We start from the raw sequence: 15,058 nt of genomic DNA, 5'->3' as shown, positions 1-15,058 counted from the left end.
TGCATGGCTGGCCGGCCGCTGCTCCATCTGACGCTGCTGGCCCTCGGCGCGGCGTTGTCGCTGTGCTCCGGCGCGGCGGCCTCCCCCTGGCCGACAGGCACGCCGCCGGGCCAGCCGCCGGCGGTGTCGGTCGCAGCGGTCGACCAGCTTGCGCCGGCGCCGACGCTGGCGCGCGAGGACGCCATCCGCAGCAGCCAGGCCGCCATCGGCCGCTCGGTGGCCGGGCACGCGCTGCTCGACCGCGACGGCCGGCCCGTGCCGCTGTCGCGCTACCGCGGCAAGCCGCTGCTGGTCAGCTTCATCTACACCGGCTGCTTCCAGGTCTGCCCGACCAGCACGCGCTCGCTGCAGGCCTCTCTGCAGTCGCTGTACCAGAGCTTCGGCGCGCAGCACTTCAACGTGATCAGCATCGGCTTCAACCAGCCGGCGGATTCGCCGCAGGCCATGCGCGCCTTCGCCGCGCAGCACCGCATCGATGAGCCGAACTGGGACTTCCTCAGCGCGCCGCCGGCGACGGTGGACGCGCTCACCCGCGACTTCGGCTTCAGCTACCGCGCCACGCCTTCCGGCTTCGACCATGTGGTCGGCGTCACCGTGGTCGACGGCGAGGGCCGCGTCCATGCGCAGGTCTACGGCGAACGCCTGACGCCCGACCAGCTCGGCGAGCCGCTGCGCCGGCTGCTGCGCGGCGCGCCCGCTCCCGAGCAGGCGGTGCTGGCCGACCTGATCGAGCGCGTGCGCATCGTCTGCACCGTCTACGACCCCGAGACCGGCCGCTACCGCACCGACTACGGGCTGATCCTGGAGATCGCCGGCGGCGCGACCTTCCTGCTGACCATGCTGGTCTTCTTCATCGGCGAGGCGCGCAAGCGAAGGCGCGGACCACTTGCGTGAGACGCTGCGCACCGGCTGGGTCCGGCTCGAGCATGGCTTCGACACGGCTTTCGGGTCGGCGCTGAACCCGCTGCGCCACCTCGGCGCCCTGGGCTTCCTGATGTTCTGGCTGCTCGCCGTCAGCGGCATCTACCTCTACGCGGCGCTCGACACCTCGGCCGAAGGCGCCTGGCGCTCGATCGATGCGCTGTCGCGCGAGCAGTGGTACCTCGGCGGGGTGCTGCGCAGCCTGCACCGCTACGCGGCCGACGCCTTCGTGCTGCTGATGCTGGCGCACCTGCTGCGCGAATGGCTGTTCGGCCACTGGAGCGGCTTTCGCCGCTTCTCCTGGCTGACCGGCGTCCCGCTGCTGCTGTTCGCCTTCGTCAGCGCCGTCGGTGGTTTCTGGCTCAACTGGGACCAGCTCGGCCAGTTCTCCGCGATCGCCACCGCCGAATGGCTGGACGCATTGCCGATCTTCGCCACGCCGCTGACGCGCAACTTCCTCCATGCGACGGCGGTCAGCGACCGCCTGTTCTCGCTGTTCGTCTTCATCCATCTGGGCGTGCCGCTGCTGCTGGTGTTCGGCCTCTGGTTCCACATCCAGCGCATCAGCCGCGCCGCGGTGTTCCCGCCGCGCGCGCTGGCGGCAGGCAGCCTCGGCATGCTGATCGCGCTGGCCGTCGCCCAGCCGGTGATGAGCCACGCGCCGGCCGACCTGGGCGTCGTGCCGGGCGCACTGGCCTACGACTGGCTGCTGCTGGCCGTGCACCCGCTCGTCGATGCGACTTCGGCCGGCACCGTGTGGCTGCTGACGATCGCCGCGCTGGCACTGCTGTTCGCGTTGCCGTTCCTGCCGCAACGTGCGGCGCCGGTGCCCATCGCGGTGGTCGACCCGGCCAACTGCAACGGCTGCCGCCGCTGCTTCGACGACTGCCCCTACGCCGCCGTGACGATGGTGCCGCACCCGAACAAGCGCGTCGGCCGGCAGCTGGCGCAGGTGAACGCCGACCTGTGCGCGAGCTGCGGCATCTGCGTGGGCGCCTGCCCGTCGTCCACGCCGTTTCGCAGCGCCGCCGAGCTGGTCACCGGCATCGACATGCCCAGCGCGCCGATCGGCGCCTTGCGCCAGGACCTGCAGCGGGCGCTGGCGACGTCGGACGGTGCACAGACCATCGTCGTGTTCGGCTGCGACCGCGGCGCGCACGTGGCCACGCTGGCCGGGCCCGACGTCGCGCCATTCAGCCTGATGTGCACCGGCATGCTGCCGCCCTCCTTCGTCGAGTACGCCCTGCGCGACGGCGCCGCCGCGGTACTCGTTGCCGGCTGCCGCGAAGGCGGCTGCGAGTTCCGCCTCGGCCAGCGCTGGACCGAAGCGCGCCTGGCCGGTACCCGCGAGCCGCACCTCCGCGCCTCGGTGCCGCGTGATCGCTGGACCACGGCGTGGTGCGATGCCGGCGACGAAGGCGAACTGCGCGCAGCACTCGACCGCCTGCGCGCCCACATGCGCCCCGCGACTCTCACCGGGCGGCCCTCTCATGGATGACAAGAAGCCCTCCCTCACGCTGGCCGCATGGTCCGGCCAGGTCCTCCTGTACGGGATGTTCGCGCTGGCCATCGGCGTGTTCTCGCACTGGCCGCCGTACCGGCACCTGGCCGCCGACCAGGCGCTGCTCAAGCTCAGCTTCAGCCACACCGGCAAGCCGGTGTCCGACTGCCGGCCACAGACGGCGGAGGAACTCGCCAAGCTGCCGCCGAACATGCGCGCCCCGTTGCGCTGCCCGCGCGAGCGCTCGCCCATCGTCGTCGAGCTCGACGTCGACGGCGCGCCCGCCCTGCGCCATGTCGCCAGGCCCTCGGGACTGTCGAAGGACGGCGCGTCCTCCATGTACCACCGACTGGCCGTGAAGGCCGGCGAGCACCGCGTCACCGTGCGCCTGCGCGACGACGCGCGCAGCACCGGCTTCGACCACGTGCGCGACGAAACCGTGATGCTCGCGCCGGCCCAGATCCTGGTGATCGACTTCGACACCGCGACCCAGAAGATCACGCTGCAATGAACACCCTGCACCCCCCCGCCTCGATCGCCCCCCTGCGCCCGGAGCGCGCAGCCGCGATGCACGAGTACGCCCTGCCGGTGCCCGCCGACGCGCGCCGCGCGCTCGCCCGCGGGTGGCTGTGGCTGGGACTGCTGGCGCTGATCGGCTCGGGCCTGTTCTCGGTGCTGCTGGTGCTGTCGCGCACGCCGGGGCTGAACCGGATGTTCCCGGTGGCCGACTTCTTCCGCGTCGCGCTGGTGGTACACGTCGACCTGTCGGTGCTGGTGTGGTTCATCGCGCTGGCCGGCATGCTGTGGAGCCTGCACGGCACGCCGCGGCAGCACGGCTGGGGCCGCGCCGCGCTGGCGCTGTGTGGCGCCGGCGCCGCGATGATGTCGCTGGCGCCCTTCCTCGGCAGCGGCGAGGCGATCATGGCGAACTACATCCCCGTGCTCGACGGCGCGCCCTTCGTTGCCGGTCTGCTGCTGTTCGGCGCCGGCGTGGCCGTGCTGGTGCTGCGCGGCCTTGCCGTCGCACCACGCATCGGCATCGCCTTCGACGCCGCCGGCGCGCTGCACTTCGGCCTCAACGCCAGCGTGGTGGCCACCGCGGTGGCGCTGCTCGCCTTCGGCTGGTCGTACGCGCTGCTGCCGCAGGCCCTTTCCGGGCGCGCCTACTACGAGATCCTCTTCTGGGGCGGCGGCCATGCGCTGCAGTTCACCTGGACGCTGCTGATGCTGGTGGGCTGGCTGTGGCTGGCCGGCGCCTGCGGCGCACGCGTGCCGCTCAGCCCGCGCGTGGCAGTCGGCCTGTTCGCGCTCGCCCTGGTCAGCGTGTTCGTCACACCCTATGCCTACCTGGCGCACGACATCGCCTCGGTCGAACATCGCAACCTGCACACCTGGGCGATGCGGCTGGGCGGCGGCCTGGCGATCCTGCCGATCGCGATGGCGGTGACGCTGGCGCTTCGCGGCGCGACGCGCTGCACGCCGGCACAGAAGCCGCTGCGCGCGGCGCTGCTCGCCTCGATGCTGCTGTTCGCCGCCGGCGGGTTGATCGGCGTGTTCATCGCCGGCAGCAACGTGCGCATCCCCGCCCACTACCACGGTTGCATCGTCGGCGTGACGCTGGCGCTGATGGGTCTCGTCTACCACCTGCTGCCGCGGCTCGGCTACGCCGCCCCGCAAGGACGAGCGGCGGCGTTGCAGCCCTCGCTGTACGGCGCCGGCCAGCTGATGCACATCCTCGGCCTGGTCTGGTCGGGCGGCTACGGCGTGCAACGCAAGGTGGCCGGCGGCGAGCAGGTGCTGCGCAGCGCGTCGGAGGTTGCCGGCATGGGCCTGATGGGCCTGGGCGGCCTGATCGCCATCGTCGGCGGGCTGCTGTTCGTGGTCGTGGTGCTGCGCGCCATGCGGCGCGGCGCACCCGCGGCAGAGCCGGCATGAAGAAGCTGCAGGCACTGCTGCAGTGGTGGTTCCTGCGCGTCGAGGCGCTGTTCAACGCCGCCTTCGGCGACCGGCTCAATCCCTTGTACCACCTCGGCGCGATCACCTTCTTCCTGTTCTGGGTGGTGGCCGGCACCGGCCTGTACCTCTACGCCTTCTTCGAGACCGGCGTCGCCGACGCCTATGCGTCGGTGGAGGCCCTGACGCATCGACAGTGGTTCGCCGGCGGCATCCTGCGCAGCGTGCACCGCTACGCGTCCGACGCCATGGTGCTGACGATGCTGCTGCACCTGGTGCGCCACTTCGCCTTCGACCGCTTCCGCGGCTTCCGCGGGTTCTCCTGGCTGACCGGCGTGGCACTGCTGTGGGGCGTGTACGTCTCCGGCATCAACGGCTACATGCTGCCCTGGGACCGGCTGGCGCAGTACGTGGTCACCGCCAGCTTCGAGTGGATCGACTGGCTGCCCGGCTTCGGCGGCACGCTGATGCGCAACGTCATCGTGCCGGCGAGCATCAGCGACCGCTTCTTCTCGCTGCTCGCCTTCATGCACATCGGCGTGCCGCTGGGGGTGCTGTTGCTCATGTTCGTGCACGTGCAGCGCGTGCCCAAGGCGCGTACCCACCCGCCGCGGGCCATCATGCTCAGCCTGGCGGCGACCTTCCTCGGCCTGGCGCTGCTGCGGCCGGTGCTGAGCCAGGGCGGCGCGGCCAACCTCGCCGTGGCAGTCACCGAGCTGAATCCCGACTGGTTCTACCTGCCGATCTTCCCGCTCTTCGACCTCTGGCCGCTGGGCCGGGTATGGACGCTGGTGGGGGCGGGCACGCTGCTGCTGGCGCTGCTGCCCTGGCTGCCGCCGAAGTTCCGCCGAGGGCGCGCGGGCGAGTACCAGTTGACGCTGCATCCTTCGACCCAGGCGGTGACGATACGCAGCGGCGAGACCCTGCTCGAAGCCGGCCTGCGCCAGGGCCTGGCGCTGCCTTACGAGTGCCGCAACGGCGGCTGCGGCGTCTGCCTGTGCACCGTGCTGCACGGCACGGTGGACCATGGCGCGTACCAGCGCAGCGTGCTGCCCGATGCGCTGCGCGCCCAGGGCAAGGCGCTGATGTGCTGCGCCACGCCGCGGTCCGACCTGGACATCGAGCTCGAGCATGCCGGGACCCGCTCACGCGTGCCGCTCGGCGAGCATGTCGCGCGCGTGGCGAGCATGGAGCCGCTGGCGCCCGACGTGCTGCGCCTGACGCTGACGTTGCCGGACGGCACGAGCCTGCCGTTCCGCGCCGGCCAGTACATCAACATCCTGCTCGACGACGGCCAGCGCCGCGCCTTCTCGTTCGCCAATCCGCCGCAGGTGCGCGATTGCATCGAGCTGCATGTGCGACGCATTCCCGGCGGCCGCTTCACCGGCCATGTGTTCACGCAGATGAGGGTCGGCGATGCCCTGCGCTTCGAAGGGCCGCTGGGCGACTTCAGCCTGCGCGACAGCGATGCGCCCATCCTCTTCGTCGCCGGGGCCACCGGCTTCGCGCCGATCAAGAGCATCGTCGAGGACGCCTTCGCGCGCGGGGTGGCGCGGCCCATGTGGCTGTACTGGGGCGTGCGCCATCGCGCCGACCTCTATGCGGCGGCGCTGGCCGAACGGTGGCAGCGCGTGCACTCCAACTTCCACTTCGTGCCCGTGCTCTCCGACCCCGAGCCCGCCGACGCGTGGGCCGGCCGCACCGGTCTGGTCCACGAGGCGATGCTGGCCGACTTTCCCGCCCTGCAGGGACACGAGGTCTACGTGTGCGGCTCGGTGAAGATGGTCGAGGCGGCCGTGCCGGCCTTCCTCGCCCAAGGGCTGGGCGAGGGCTTCTGCTTCAGCGATGCCTTCCTGCCTGCTGCGAAGATGCCGGCATGACAAGCAGCGCCGCGCCGCGCGCGCAAACCCGGGGCGAGGAGATCGCCAACGCACTGAGCCACGGCATCGCCGTGCTGCTTGCCGCAGCCGCGCTGCCGCTGCTCGTGCACGGTGCCGCCTCGCAAGGCCGTGCGGCCGACGTCGCGGGCGCGGCGCTGTTCGCCGGCACGATGATCGTGCTCTACCTCGTCTCCACGCTCTACCACGCGATGCCGGCCGGCCGCGCCAAGGCGAGGCTGAACCGGCTCGACCATGCCTCCATCTACCTGTTCATCGCCGGCAGCAACATGCCCTTCCTGCTCGGCGTGCTCCGCGGCGCCTGGGGCTGGTCGCTGTTCGGCGTGGTCTGGGCGGCGGCGGCGCTGGTGGCTGCCGCGCCGCTGGTCGAGCGCATGTCGACGGCGGGCCCGGTCTGGCTGGTCGCCGGCGGGCTGTCGTACACCGCCGGCGCGGTGGTCTTCCTGTTCGACTCGAAGTGGCGCTACGCCCACTTCGCCTGGCACCTGTTCGTGATGGGCGGCACCACCTGCCACTTCTTCGCGGTGCTGTGGCACGCCCAGGGCGGATGACGCCTCAGTGCGGGCGCGGCCACAGCGGACCGATGGCGTCGAGCGTGTTCTTCAGCACCAGGCCGAGCTCGGTGTCGCCTTCCATGACCAGCGTGCGCTCGAAGAACATGCGGTCGGGGTCGTCCTCACCGCGCAGCAGGCGCAGGTAGCTCGCGCCGCTGGCGGCGATGCGCAGCGCCGCGTCGCCGCGTTCCCCGGCCGGTGCGAAACCCTGCGGCGTGACCCGCAGCCGCACGCGCAGGCCGAAGTCGGTCACGCACAGCTCCACGCAGTGGCCGGCCAGCGCCCGGCGCGCATCCTGCGGCAGGCGGGGCAGCAGAACGCGGTCGAGCACGCGCGCCGCGACGAACGACGGCGGCGTGACGGGAAGCTGCTCCACCCATGCGCGGACGCGCCGGTGCAGCGGCACCAGAAATTCCGGCAGGCCGGCCGGCACCGTGCGATCGCGGGAAGGATTCATGTGTCGCTCCACGCCATGCCCGGCAATCGCCGCGCATAGCCGTTGCTGAAGGGCCCGGGCACGCCGAGTCCGGCCCAGGCGGCGGCGCGGCCGTTGCTCGGCGCGCCGGCGTTCATCACCGCGTCGAAGTCGCTCAGCACCTGCTTGAAGCCCTGCGCGCAGGGCGACAGGCGCAGTCGCGTCACGCCCGCCGCGCGCAAGGCGGCGCCGTCACCGAGCAGGTTCTGCACGCTGGCCGACTGCGTCTGCGTGCCGTTGAGCACGAGGAAGGGCTGGCCCTCGGTGGAGGACAGCAGCAGCCCGTCGGGGTCGGCCATGCAGCGGAAGCCGCAATCGTCCTTGGCCACACGATGGTGGCGGGCGGTGAAGCAGCGTGCCGAGAAGGCCAGCGGCAGGCGCCCGAACACCCACGCCTCCGTGGCGATCTCCTCGCCCTGCGGAGTGCGCACCGGGTCTTGCGGCGGGTTCACCAGGCCGAGCGCATCGAGCGAAAGCTCGACCGGCGCCACCCAGCGGCTCGCGCCGAGGCCGGCGTGCTCGACCAGCGCCTCGCGGCTGTAGATGTTCAGATGCGGACCGAGCACCAGCGGCACGCGGCCGGCGAGCAGTTGCAGCGCCGAGGCGTCCCCGGCCTCGACGGCGAACTCCTGTTGCTCGGCCTGGCGCTCGATCAGGCGCAGGTCGGCCTCGGTCTCGATCAGCGCCTGCGCGGCCAGCACCACCTCCTTGCCGGCACCGGCCAGGGCGCGGCCGAGCGCGAGCCAGTCTTCCAGGCGCAGTTCGCGCCGCCGCGCACAGACCGCCTCGCCGAGCACCACGGTGTCGGCCGCGCTCTCGGCCACGTCGGCATAGAACTGCATCAGCGTGTCGCGCGGCCAGTGGTAGAGCACCGGCCCGACGGTCAGGGCCAGACGCGAGGCGTGGGGGAGATGCATCGAATCCTTCATGCGTCGGTCCTCAACGCCACGGCCGGTTGTAGGCACCCAGCGTGTGCTGCTGGCCCTCGGCATGGCGTGCCAGTGCGGCCGACCACTCCGGCTGCACGCTGTAGCGCGCCCGCGCCGCGCCGGCATGGTCGATCGCCGCGCGCCACACGCGCGTGACCTGCCCGACGTAGGCGGCGCTGCGCTGGCGGCCCTCGATCTTGATCGCCTTCACGCCCAGCGCGATCAGCTCGGGCAGGATGGCCAGCGTGTTCAGGCTGGTCGGCTCCTCGAGCGCGTACTCGCGCTCGCCCTCCACGTGGAATCGGCCCTTGCACAGCGTCGGGTAGCCGCGCGGCTCGTCGTCCGCGTAACAGTCGATCAGCACGCCATTCAGTCGCGCGCGCACGCCGTCGGCGCCGTCCTGCCAGCGCACCGCCGAGGGCGGGGAGCACACGCCGGCGTTGTTCGGCGACTGGCCGGTGGCGTAGGAGGACAGCGCGCAGCGGCCCTCGACCATCACGCACAGGCTGCCGAAGCCGAACACCTCGATGTCGACGTCGGTGTTGCGGACTACGTTGCCGACCTGCTGCAGCGTCAGCACGCGCGGCAGCACGGCGCGCTGCACGCCGTAGCGGCGCCGGTAGAACTCGATCGCCGCATGGCTGGTGGCCGAGGCCTGCACCGACAGGTGCAGGCGCAGCGCGGGATGGCAATCGCGGCAGTAGGCCATCACCGCGGTGTCGGCCACGATCAGTGCATCGGCACCCAGTTCGACGGCCTTGTCGACCGCGCGCCGCCAGGGGCCGCCATCGCGCGCATCGGCGAAGGTGTTCAGCGCCATCAGCACCTTCGCGCCGTGCGCATGGGCATGGGCCACGCCGTCGCGCACCTGTGCGTCGTCGAAGTTCAGCCCGGCGAAGTTGCGTGCGTTGGTGGCGTCCTTCAGTCCGAGGTAGACCGCATCCGCGCCGGCCTCGACGGCCGCCTGCAGCGCGCGCAGCGTGCCGGCCGGGCACACCAGTTCGGGCAGCGCCTGCACATCCTTCATCGGCTCTCTCCAGGGTCACGGGTCGGCGGCACTGTAGGCACATCCCCACGCCTGACCTTGAGGCTGGGCAAACTCGGGCGACTCTCCCGGCCCGGCGCAGCGCGCCCGCCACGGCGCGTGCCGGGTGCACGAAGGACCTTGAACTGGTTCAAGGACGCGCATCGCCCCGCGCACGACGATGCCGCCCTAGAGAGACCGCACCCGTCAACCCCAGGAGAGCACCATGAGAAGCCTCTATCCCGCGTCGCCGCTCACGCTGACGGCCGCGCTGCTGATCGCGATGTCGTCGTTCGGCGCCTCGGCGCAGGACAAGAAAGGCGTCACCGAGCCGGAACTGAAGTACCAGGCCGGCGCCTCGCCGATGGCCGACGAGCCGATGTACCAGGCGACCAACCCGAAGGCGCCGCCGATGACGCAGGCGGAGTTCGACACTGCGCGCAAGATCTACTTCGAACGCTGCGCCGGTTGTCACGGCGTGCTTCGCAAGGGCGCCACCGGCAAGCCGCTGACGCCCGACCTCACCGTCGGCAAGGGCACCGACTACCTGAAGGTCTTCATCGCCTACGGCTCGCCGGCCGGCATGCCGAACTGGCAGACCAGCGGCGAGATGACCGAGAAGGAAGTCGACGTGATGGCCCGCTACATCCAGCACGACCCGCCGGTGCCGCCGGAGTTCGGCCTGGAGCAGATGAAGCAGACCTGGAAGGTCATCGTGCCGCCCGAGAAGCGGCCGACGAAGAAGATGAACGACTACAACATCCAGAACATCTTCTCGACCACGCTGCGCGACACCGGCGAGGTGGCGCTGATCGACGGCGACACGAAGAAGATCATCAACATCGTCAAGACGGGCTACGCGGTGCACATCTCGCGGCTGTCGGCCTCGGGCCGCTACCTGTTCGTGATCGGCCGCGACGCCAAGATCAACATGATCGACCTGTGGATGCCCAAGCCCGACAACGTGGCCGAGATCCGCGTTGGCCTCGAGGCCCGCTCGGTGGACACCAGCAAGTACAAGGGTTACGAGGACAAGTTCGCCATCGCCGGCAGCTACTGGCCGCCTCAGTACACGATCATGAACGGCGACACGCTGGAGCCGCTGAAGATCGTCTCCACGCGCGGCAACACCGTCGACAAGCAGGAGTACCACCCCGAGCCTCGCGTGGCCTCCATCCTCTCCTCGCACTACCGGCCGGAGTTCGTCGTCAACGTCAAGGAGACCGGCAAGACGCTGCTGGTGGACTACTCCAACCTGAAGGCGTTGAAGGTCACCGAGATCGAGACGGCGCGCTTCCTGCACGACGGCGGCTTCGACTCGACCAAGCGCTACTTCATGGTGGCGGCGAACCAGAGCAACAAGATCGCCGCGGTCGACATGAAAGAAGGCAAGCTCGAGAGGCTGATCGACGTGGGCAAGATCCCGCACCCGGGCCGCGGCGCGAACTTCGTGCACCCGAAGTACGGCCCGGTGTGGAGCACCGGCCACCTCGGCGACGAGACGATCTCGCTGATCGGCACCGACCCGAAGAAGCACAAGCAGCATGCCTTCAAGGTGGTGCAGACGCTGAAGGGCCAGGGCGGCGGCTCGCTGTTCCTGAAGAGTCACCCGAAGTCGACGCACCTGTACGTCGACACGCCGTTGAACCCCGACCCGAAGATCTCGCAGTCGGTGGCGGTGTACGACATCCGCGATCTGGAGAAGGGCTTTACCGTCCTGCCCATCGCCGAGTGGGCCGGTCTGACGGACGACGGCGCCAAGCGCGTCGTGCAGCCCGAGTTCAACAAGGCGGGCGACGAGGTGTGGTTCTCGGTGTGGTCGGCCAAGGACAAGCAGAGCGCGCTGGTCGTCGTCGACGACAAGACGCTGAAGCTGAAGACGGTGATCAAGGATCCGAAGCTGATCACGCCGACCGGCCACTTCAACGTGCACAACACGCAGCACGACGTCTATTGACGCCCGCCCGCGAAGCGGCCTGGCGCCCCCTCCGGGGGGCGCCGCTGGAGCAAACCAGTGGAGACCCGAATGAAGAAGACTGTGTTGTTTGCGGCGCTCTGGATCGCCTTGGCAGCGCCGGGCGCCTGGGCCGCGCCGGAAGCCGCGATGGAGAGGGCCGGTTGCCTGGCCTGCCATGCGAAGGAAAAGAAGATGGTCGGCCCCTCCTTCAAGGAGATCGCCGCCAGGTACAAGGGCCAGGACGTGGTGCCGACGCTGATGCAGAAGGTGCGCGCCGGCGGCAAGGGCAGCTTCGGCCCGATCCCGATGGCGCCGAACCCGCCCGAGAAGATCAACGACGCCGACCTCAAGGAGGCGGTGGAATTCATCCTGAAGTCCTGATCATGAACGCGCGGCGGTTGTTGTACGCCCTGGCAGCGGCCGCCGCCCTGCCTGTCTTCGCTGCACCCGATGCGGCCCCCGACAGCGCGCGTCAGCGCGAACTGGTGCGCATGGTGCGCCAGGACTGCGGCTCCTGCCACGGCATGACGCTGGCGGGCGGGCTCGGTCCGGCGCTCACGCGCGCCGCGCTGGCCGACAAGCCCGTCGATTCGCTGCAGGCGGTCATCGAGCACGGTCGCCCCGGCACGCCCATGCCGCCCTGGCGCTCGATGCTGCGCCCCGGCGAATCGCGCTGGATCGCGGAACGCCTGTTGAGCGGCTTCCCCGAGGAGTCCCGATGAGACGTGCGTTGTCGCTTCTCCTCGCCGCGCTGCTGGCCGGCTGCTCCACCACGCCCGTGCCCACCAAGGGCACCGGCGACCTGGGCGTCGTCATCGAGCGCGCGCGCGGTACCGTGGCCATCGTCGACACCAGCGAACGCCGCACGCTGGCCGAGGTGACGGGCCTGGGCGACCTGTCGCACGCCTCGGTGGTGTTCTCGCGCGACGGCGGCAGCGCCTTCGTGTTCGGCCGCGACGGCGCGCTCACGCGGGTCAACCTGGTCACGCGACGCATCGAACAGCGCATCGTGCAGGCGGGCAATTCGATCGGCGGCGCGGTGTCGCAGGACGGCACGCTGGTCGCCGCGCAGAACTACCAGCCCGGCGGCGTGAAGGTGTTCGACGCGAAGACGCTCGCGCTCGTCGCCGACATCCCCGCCGAGTACGCGCCCGGGCAGCGCTCGCGCGTGGTCGGCCTGGCCGACCTGCCCGGCAGGCGATTCGTGTTCTCGCTGTTCGACGCCGACCAGATCTGGATCGCCGACCTGTCGGACGCCGCGAAACCCAGACTCACCAGGTTCGAGAACGTCGGCCGCCAGCCCTACGACGCGCTGGTCACGCCCGACGGCCGCCACTACATCGCCGGGCTGTTCGGCGAGGACGGCCTCGCGCTGATCGACCTGTGGGCGGCCGAACCGAAGGTGCGGCGCATCCTCGCCGGCTACGGAAGGGGTGAGGCCGCCCTGCCGGTGTTCAAGATGCCGCATCTGCGTGGCTGGGCGGTGGCCGGGCGCCACGCCTACCTGCCGGCGATCGGCCGCCACGAGGTGCTGGTGGTCGACACCGAGAGCTGGGCCGAGGTGGCGCGCATCCCCGTCGCCGGCCAGCCGGTGTTCGCCATCGCGCGACCCGACGGCCGCCAGGTCTGGGTGAACTTCGCGGTGCCCGACTACGACCGCGTGCAGGTCATCGACACGAGCACGCGCCGGGTGGTGAGAACGCTCGAGCCGGGCAAGGCAGTGCTGCACATGGAGTTCACGCCGCGCGGCGAAGCGGTGTGGATCAGTTCGCGCGACGCCAACCGCGTTTCGGTGTTCGACACGCAGACCTTCGCCACCCTCGCCACGCTGCCGCTCGATGCACCCAGCGGCGTGTTCTTCACCAGCCGCGCGGCGCGCGTGGGCTTCTGAGCATGGACACCGTCGCCCTGCTCAACCGCTGGCAGCATGGTTTTCCGCTCGTCACCGCGCCGTTCGCGCAGATCGCAGCGGCGCTGGGCACCGGCGAGGCGCAGGTGATCGCGGCCTTCCGCGCTGCGCAGGCCGACGGCTCGCTCAGCCGCATCGGCGCCGTGTGGGCCGCCGGGGCCGGCGGTGCCGCGCTGCTGTGCGCCTTCGCCGTGCCGCCGCAACGGCTCGGTGAGGTGGCGGCACGCGTCGACGCGCTGCCCGGCGTGAACCACAACTACGAGCGCGAGCACCGCTTCAACCTCTGGTTCGTCATCACCGGGCCCGATGCCGCCACGCTGCACGCGCGGCTCGACGCGCTGCAGGCCGACACCGGACTGGCCGTGCTGCGCCTGCCGATGCAGCGCGTCTACCGCATCGACCTCGGCTTCGACCTGCACGGCGCCGCGGCGCGCGCGCAGGTCCCGCCGGCCGAGCGCGAGGTGCCACGCGTCGACGGCGCCGAGCGGCCGCTGGCTGCGCTGGTGGAGCAGGGCGTGCCGCTCGTCGAACGCCCCTACGCCGAATGGGCCGCGTGCCTCGGCGAGGACGAGGGGCAGGTGCTGCGCACGATCGCACGCTGGCTGGACCAGGGCACGCTGCGCCGCTTCGGCGTGGTGGTGCGCCACCACGAGCTCGGCTTCGACCAGAACGCGATGACGGTGTTCGACGTGCCCGACGACGCCGTCGATGATTGCGGCGCCGCGCTGGCGAGGCAGCACGGCGTGACGCTGTGCTATCGCCGCGCCCGCGCCGAAGGCTGGCCCTACAACCTCTACTGCATGGTGCATGGCCGAGAGCGCGAGGCGGTGCGCGCGCTGATCGACGCCGCCACGCACGCCGCCGGCCTCGCGTCGACGCCCCGCCAGACGCTGTTCAGCCGCCGCCGCTTCAAGCAGCAGGGCGCGAGCTACTTCCGCGCCGCACCGAACGAGGCCGCGCATGTCCTCGCCTGACGCGCCGAACGGCGTCATTCCGCCCGACCGCCTGGACCTGCGGCTGATCGACCGGCTGCACGGCGCGCTGCCGCTGACCGATCGGCCCTTCGCCGACGTCGGCCACGAGCTGGGCATGTCGGAGGACGAAGTGATCGAGCGGCTGCGCCGCCTGCTGGCGCGCGGCACGCTGACGCGCTTCGGCCCGCTGTTCCAGATCGAGCGCGCCGGCGGGCAGTTCGTGCTCGCTGCACTGGAGGTGCCGGAGGCCGACTTCCAGCGCGTCACGACCCTCGTCAACGCGCTGCCCGAGGTGGCGCACAACTACCGGCGCGAGCACCGGCTGAACATGTGGTTCGTCGTCGCCGCCGAGTCCCGCGAGGCGGCGCGGGCGGCGCTGCAGCGCATCGAGGCGCTCACCGGGCTGAAGGTGCATGCCTTCCCGAAGGAGCGCGAGTACTTCGTCGGCCTGCGCCTGCAGGCCGAACCGGAGGCCGACCATGGCCCTGTCTGAGTTCGACCGCGAGTTGATCGCCGCCACGCAGACCGGCCTGCCGCTGGTGGCGCAGCCCTACGAGGCGGTGGGCGCGATGCTCGGCGTCAGCGGCGAGCAGGTGCGCGAGCGCCTCGCGCAGATGCTCGCCGAGGGCCTGATCCGCCGCATCGGTGCGGTGCCCAACCACTACCGCCTCGGCTGGGTCGCCAACGGCATGACGGTGTGGGACGTGGCCGACGAGCGCGTCGACGAGTTCGGCGAGCAGGTCGGCGCGCTGCCGGGCGTGAGCCACTGCTACCGCCGCCCGCGCGAGCTGCCGATCTGGCCCTACAACCTCTTCGCGATGGTGCACGGCCGCTCACGCGAGGAGGTCGAACGGCAGGCGGCGCAGATCCGCGGCCTGCTCGGCGACGCCTGCCGTGCCGGCGACATCCTCTACAGCAGCGCCATTCTCAAGAAGAGCGGCCTGCGCATTTCCGAAGGCTGAA

The 15,058-nt window shown here is 71.1% G+C and carries 16 protein-coding genes; 13 read left to right on the top strand and 3 right to left on the bottom strand.

Translation table 11 applies throughout. The features are described from left to right. Window positions 1–3 precede the first annotated feature (3 nt). From Q0599_RS08540 to Q0599_RS08515, 6 genes are read left to right on the top strand one after another with little or no spacing between them, the layout of a single operon-like run. On the top strand, window positions 4–894 hold the full coding sequence (locus tag Q0599_RS08540; RefSeq protein WP_298828324.1) for an SCO family protein: 891 nt from the start codon (window positions 4–6) through the stop codon (window positions 892–894). Then, window positions 887–2,419: a hydrogenase iron-sulfur subunit gene (locus Q0599_RS08535; RefSeq protein WP_298828322.1), complete on the top strand. Its 1,533-nt coding sequence runs from the start codon at window positions 887–889 to the stop codon at window positions 2,417–2,419. Before Q0599_RS08540 ends, Q0599_RS08535 begins: the two co-directional genes overlap by 8 nt. Continuing rightward, a complete protein-coding gene (locus tag Q0599_RS08530; RefSeq protein WP_298828320.1) occupies window positions 2,412–2,933 on the top strand; it encodes a hypothetical protein in 522 nt (173 codons plus the stop codon). The genes Q0599_RS08535 and Q0599_RS08530 overlap by 8 nt, the downstream gene beginning before the upstream one ends. Beyond that, the gene (locus Q0599_RS08525; RefSeq protein WP_298828317.1) at window positions 2,930–4,357 is read left to right on the top strand and encodes a cbb3-type cytochrome c oxidase subunit I; all 1,428 of its coding nucleotides are present in this window, start codon (window positions 2,930–2,932) and stop codon (window positions 4,355–4,357) included. Before Q0599_RS08530 ends, Q0599_RS08525 begins: the two co-directional genes overlap by 4 nt. Continuing rightward, the gene (locus Q0599_RS08520) at window positions 4,354–6,255 is read left to right on the top strand and encodes a 2Fe-2S iron-sulfur cluster-binding protein (RefSeq protein ID WP_298828314.1); all 1,902 of its coding nucleotides are present in this window, start codon (window positions 4,354–4,356) and stop codon (window positions 6,253–6,255) included. The genes Q0599_RS08525 and Q0599_RS08520 overlap by 4 nt, the downstream gene beginning before the upstream one ends. Further along, a complete protein-coding gene (locus Q0599_RS08515) occupies window positions 6,252–6,824 on the top strand; it encodes a hemolysin III family protein (RefSeq protein WP_298828311.1) in 573 nt (190 codons plus the stop codon). Before Q0599_RS08520 ends, Q0599_RS08515 begins: the two co-directional genes overlap by 4 nt. Window positions 6,825–6,828: 4 nt before the next feature. On the opposite strand, the gene Q0599_RS08510 is transcribed toward Q0599_RS08515, so the two are convergent. The 3 genes from Q0599_RS08510 to Q0599_RS08500 are packed head-to-tail and all read right to left on the bottom strand — an operon-like array spanning window position 6,829 to window position 9,258. Further along, window positions 6,829–7,284, bottom strand: a complete 456-nt coding sequence (locus Q0599_RS08510) for an SCP2 sterol-binding domain-containing protein (RefSeq protein WP_298828308.1) — start codon at window positions 7,282–7,284, stop codon at window positions 6,829–6,831. Further along, a complete protein-coding gene (locus Q0599_RS08505; RefSeq protein ID WP_298828305.1) occupies window positions 7,281–8,219 on the bottom strand; it encodes a U32 family peptidase in 939 nt (312 codons plus the stop codon). Before Q0599_RS08505 ends, Q0599_RS08510 begins: the two co-directional genes overlap by 4 nt. Before the next feature lie 22 nt (window positions 8,220–8,241). Beyond that, complete coding sequence (locus Q0599_RS08500) at window positions 8,242–9,258, bottom strand: peptidase U32 family protein (RefSeq protein WP_298828303.1); 1,017 nt, start codon at window positions 9,256–9,258, stop codon at window positions 8,242–8,244. A gap of 223 nt (window positions 9,259–9,481) precedes the next feature. Between Q0599_RS08500 and Q0599_RS08495 the strand changes: the two genes are divergently transcribed. The 7 genes from Q0599_RS08495 (at window position 9,482) to Q0599_RS08465 (ending at window position 15,057) form a co-directional block, all read left to right on the top strand. Further along, window positions 9,482–11,212: a nitrite reductase gene (locus tag Q0599_RS08495; protein WP_298828300.1), complete on the top strand. Its 1,731-nt coding sequence runs from the start codon at window positions 9,482–9,484 to the stop codon at window positions 11,210–11,212. 69 nt (window positions 11,213–11,281) lie between these two features. After that, a complete protein-coding gene (locus tag Q0599_RS08490; RefSeq protein WP_298828297.1) occupies window positions 11,282–11,593 on the top strand; it encodes a c-type cytochrome in 312 nt (103 codons plus the stop codon). 2 nt (window positions 11,594–11,595) lie between these two features. Continuing rightward, window positions 11,596–11,934 carry a cytochrome c gene (locus Q0599_RS08485; RefSeq protein ID WP_298828294.1) on the top strand — a complete coding sequence of 113 codons (339 nt, stop codon included), beginning with the start codon at window positions 11,596–11,598 and terminating at the stop codon, window positions 11,932–11,934. Further along, window positions 11,931–13,103, top strand: coding sequence for a cytochrome D1 domain-containing protein (locus Q0599_RS08480; protein WP_298828291.1), 1,173 nt, complete (start codon window positions 11,931–11,933; stop codon window positions 13,101–13,103). The genes Q0599_RS08485 and Q0599_RS08480 overlap by 4 nt, the downstream gene beginning before the upstream one ends. 2 nt (window positions 13,104–13,105) lie before the next feature. Beyond that, window positions 13,106–14,095: an Lrp/AsnC family transcriptional regulator gene (locus Q0599_RS08475; RefSeq protein WP_298828289.1), complete on the top strand. Its 990-nt coding sequence runs from the start codon at window positions 13,106–13,108 to the stop codon at window positions 14,093–14,095. Further along, window positions 14,082–14,588: an AsnC family transcriptional regulator gene (locus tag Q0599_RS08470; RefSeq protein WP_298828286.1), complete on the top strand. Its 507-nt coding sequence runs from the start codon at window positions 14,082–14,084 to the stop codon at window positions 14,586–14,588. The genes Q0599_RS08475 and Q0599_RS08470 overlap by 14 nt, the downstream gene beginning before the upstream one ends. Then, complete coding sequence (locus Q0599_RS08465; protein WP_298828283.1) at window positions 14,575–15,057, top strand: Lrp/AsnC family transcriptional regulator; 483 nt, start codon at window positions 14,575–14,577, stop codon at window positions 15,055–15,057. Before Q0599_RS08470 ends, Q0599_RS08465 begins: the two co-directional genes overlap by 14 nt. Window position 15,058 lies beyond the last annotated feature (1 nt).

Origin of the sequence: uncultured Piscinibacter sp., assembly GCF_937952055.1 — a bacterium.
GTDB lineage: Bacteria > Pseudomonadota > Gammaproteobacteria > Burkholderiales > Burkholderiaceae_C > Piscinibacter.
The sequence above is the reverse complement of the archived record's forward strand: the minus strand, read 5'-3'. Positions and strand labels throughout refer to the sequence as shown.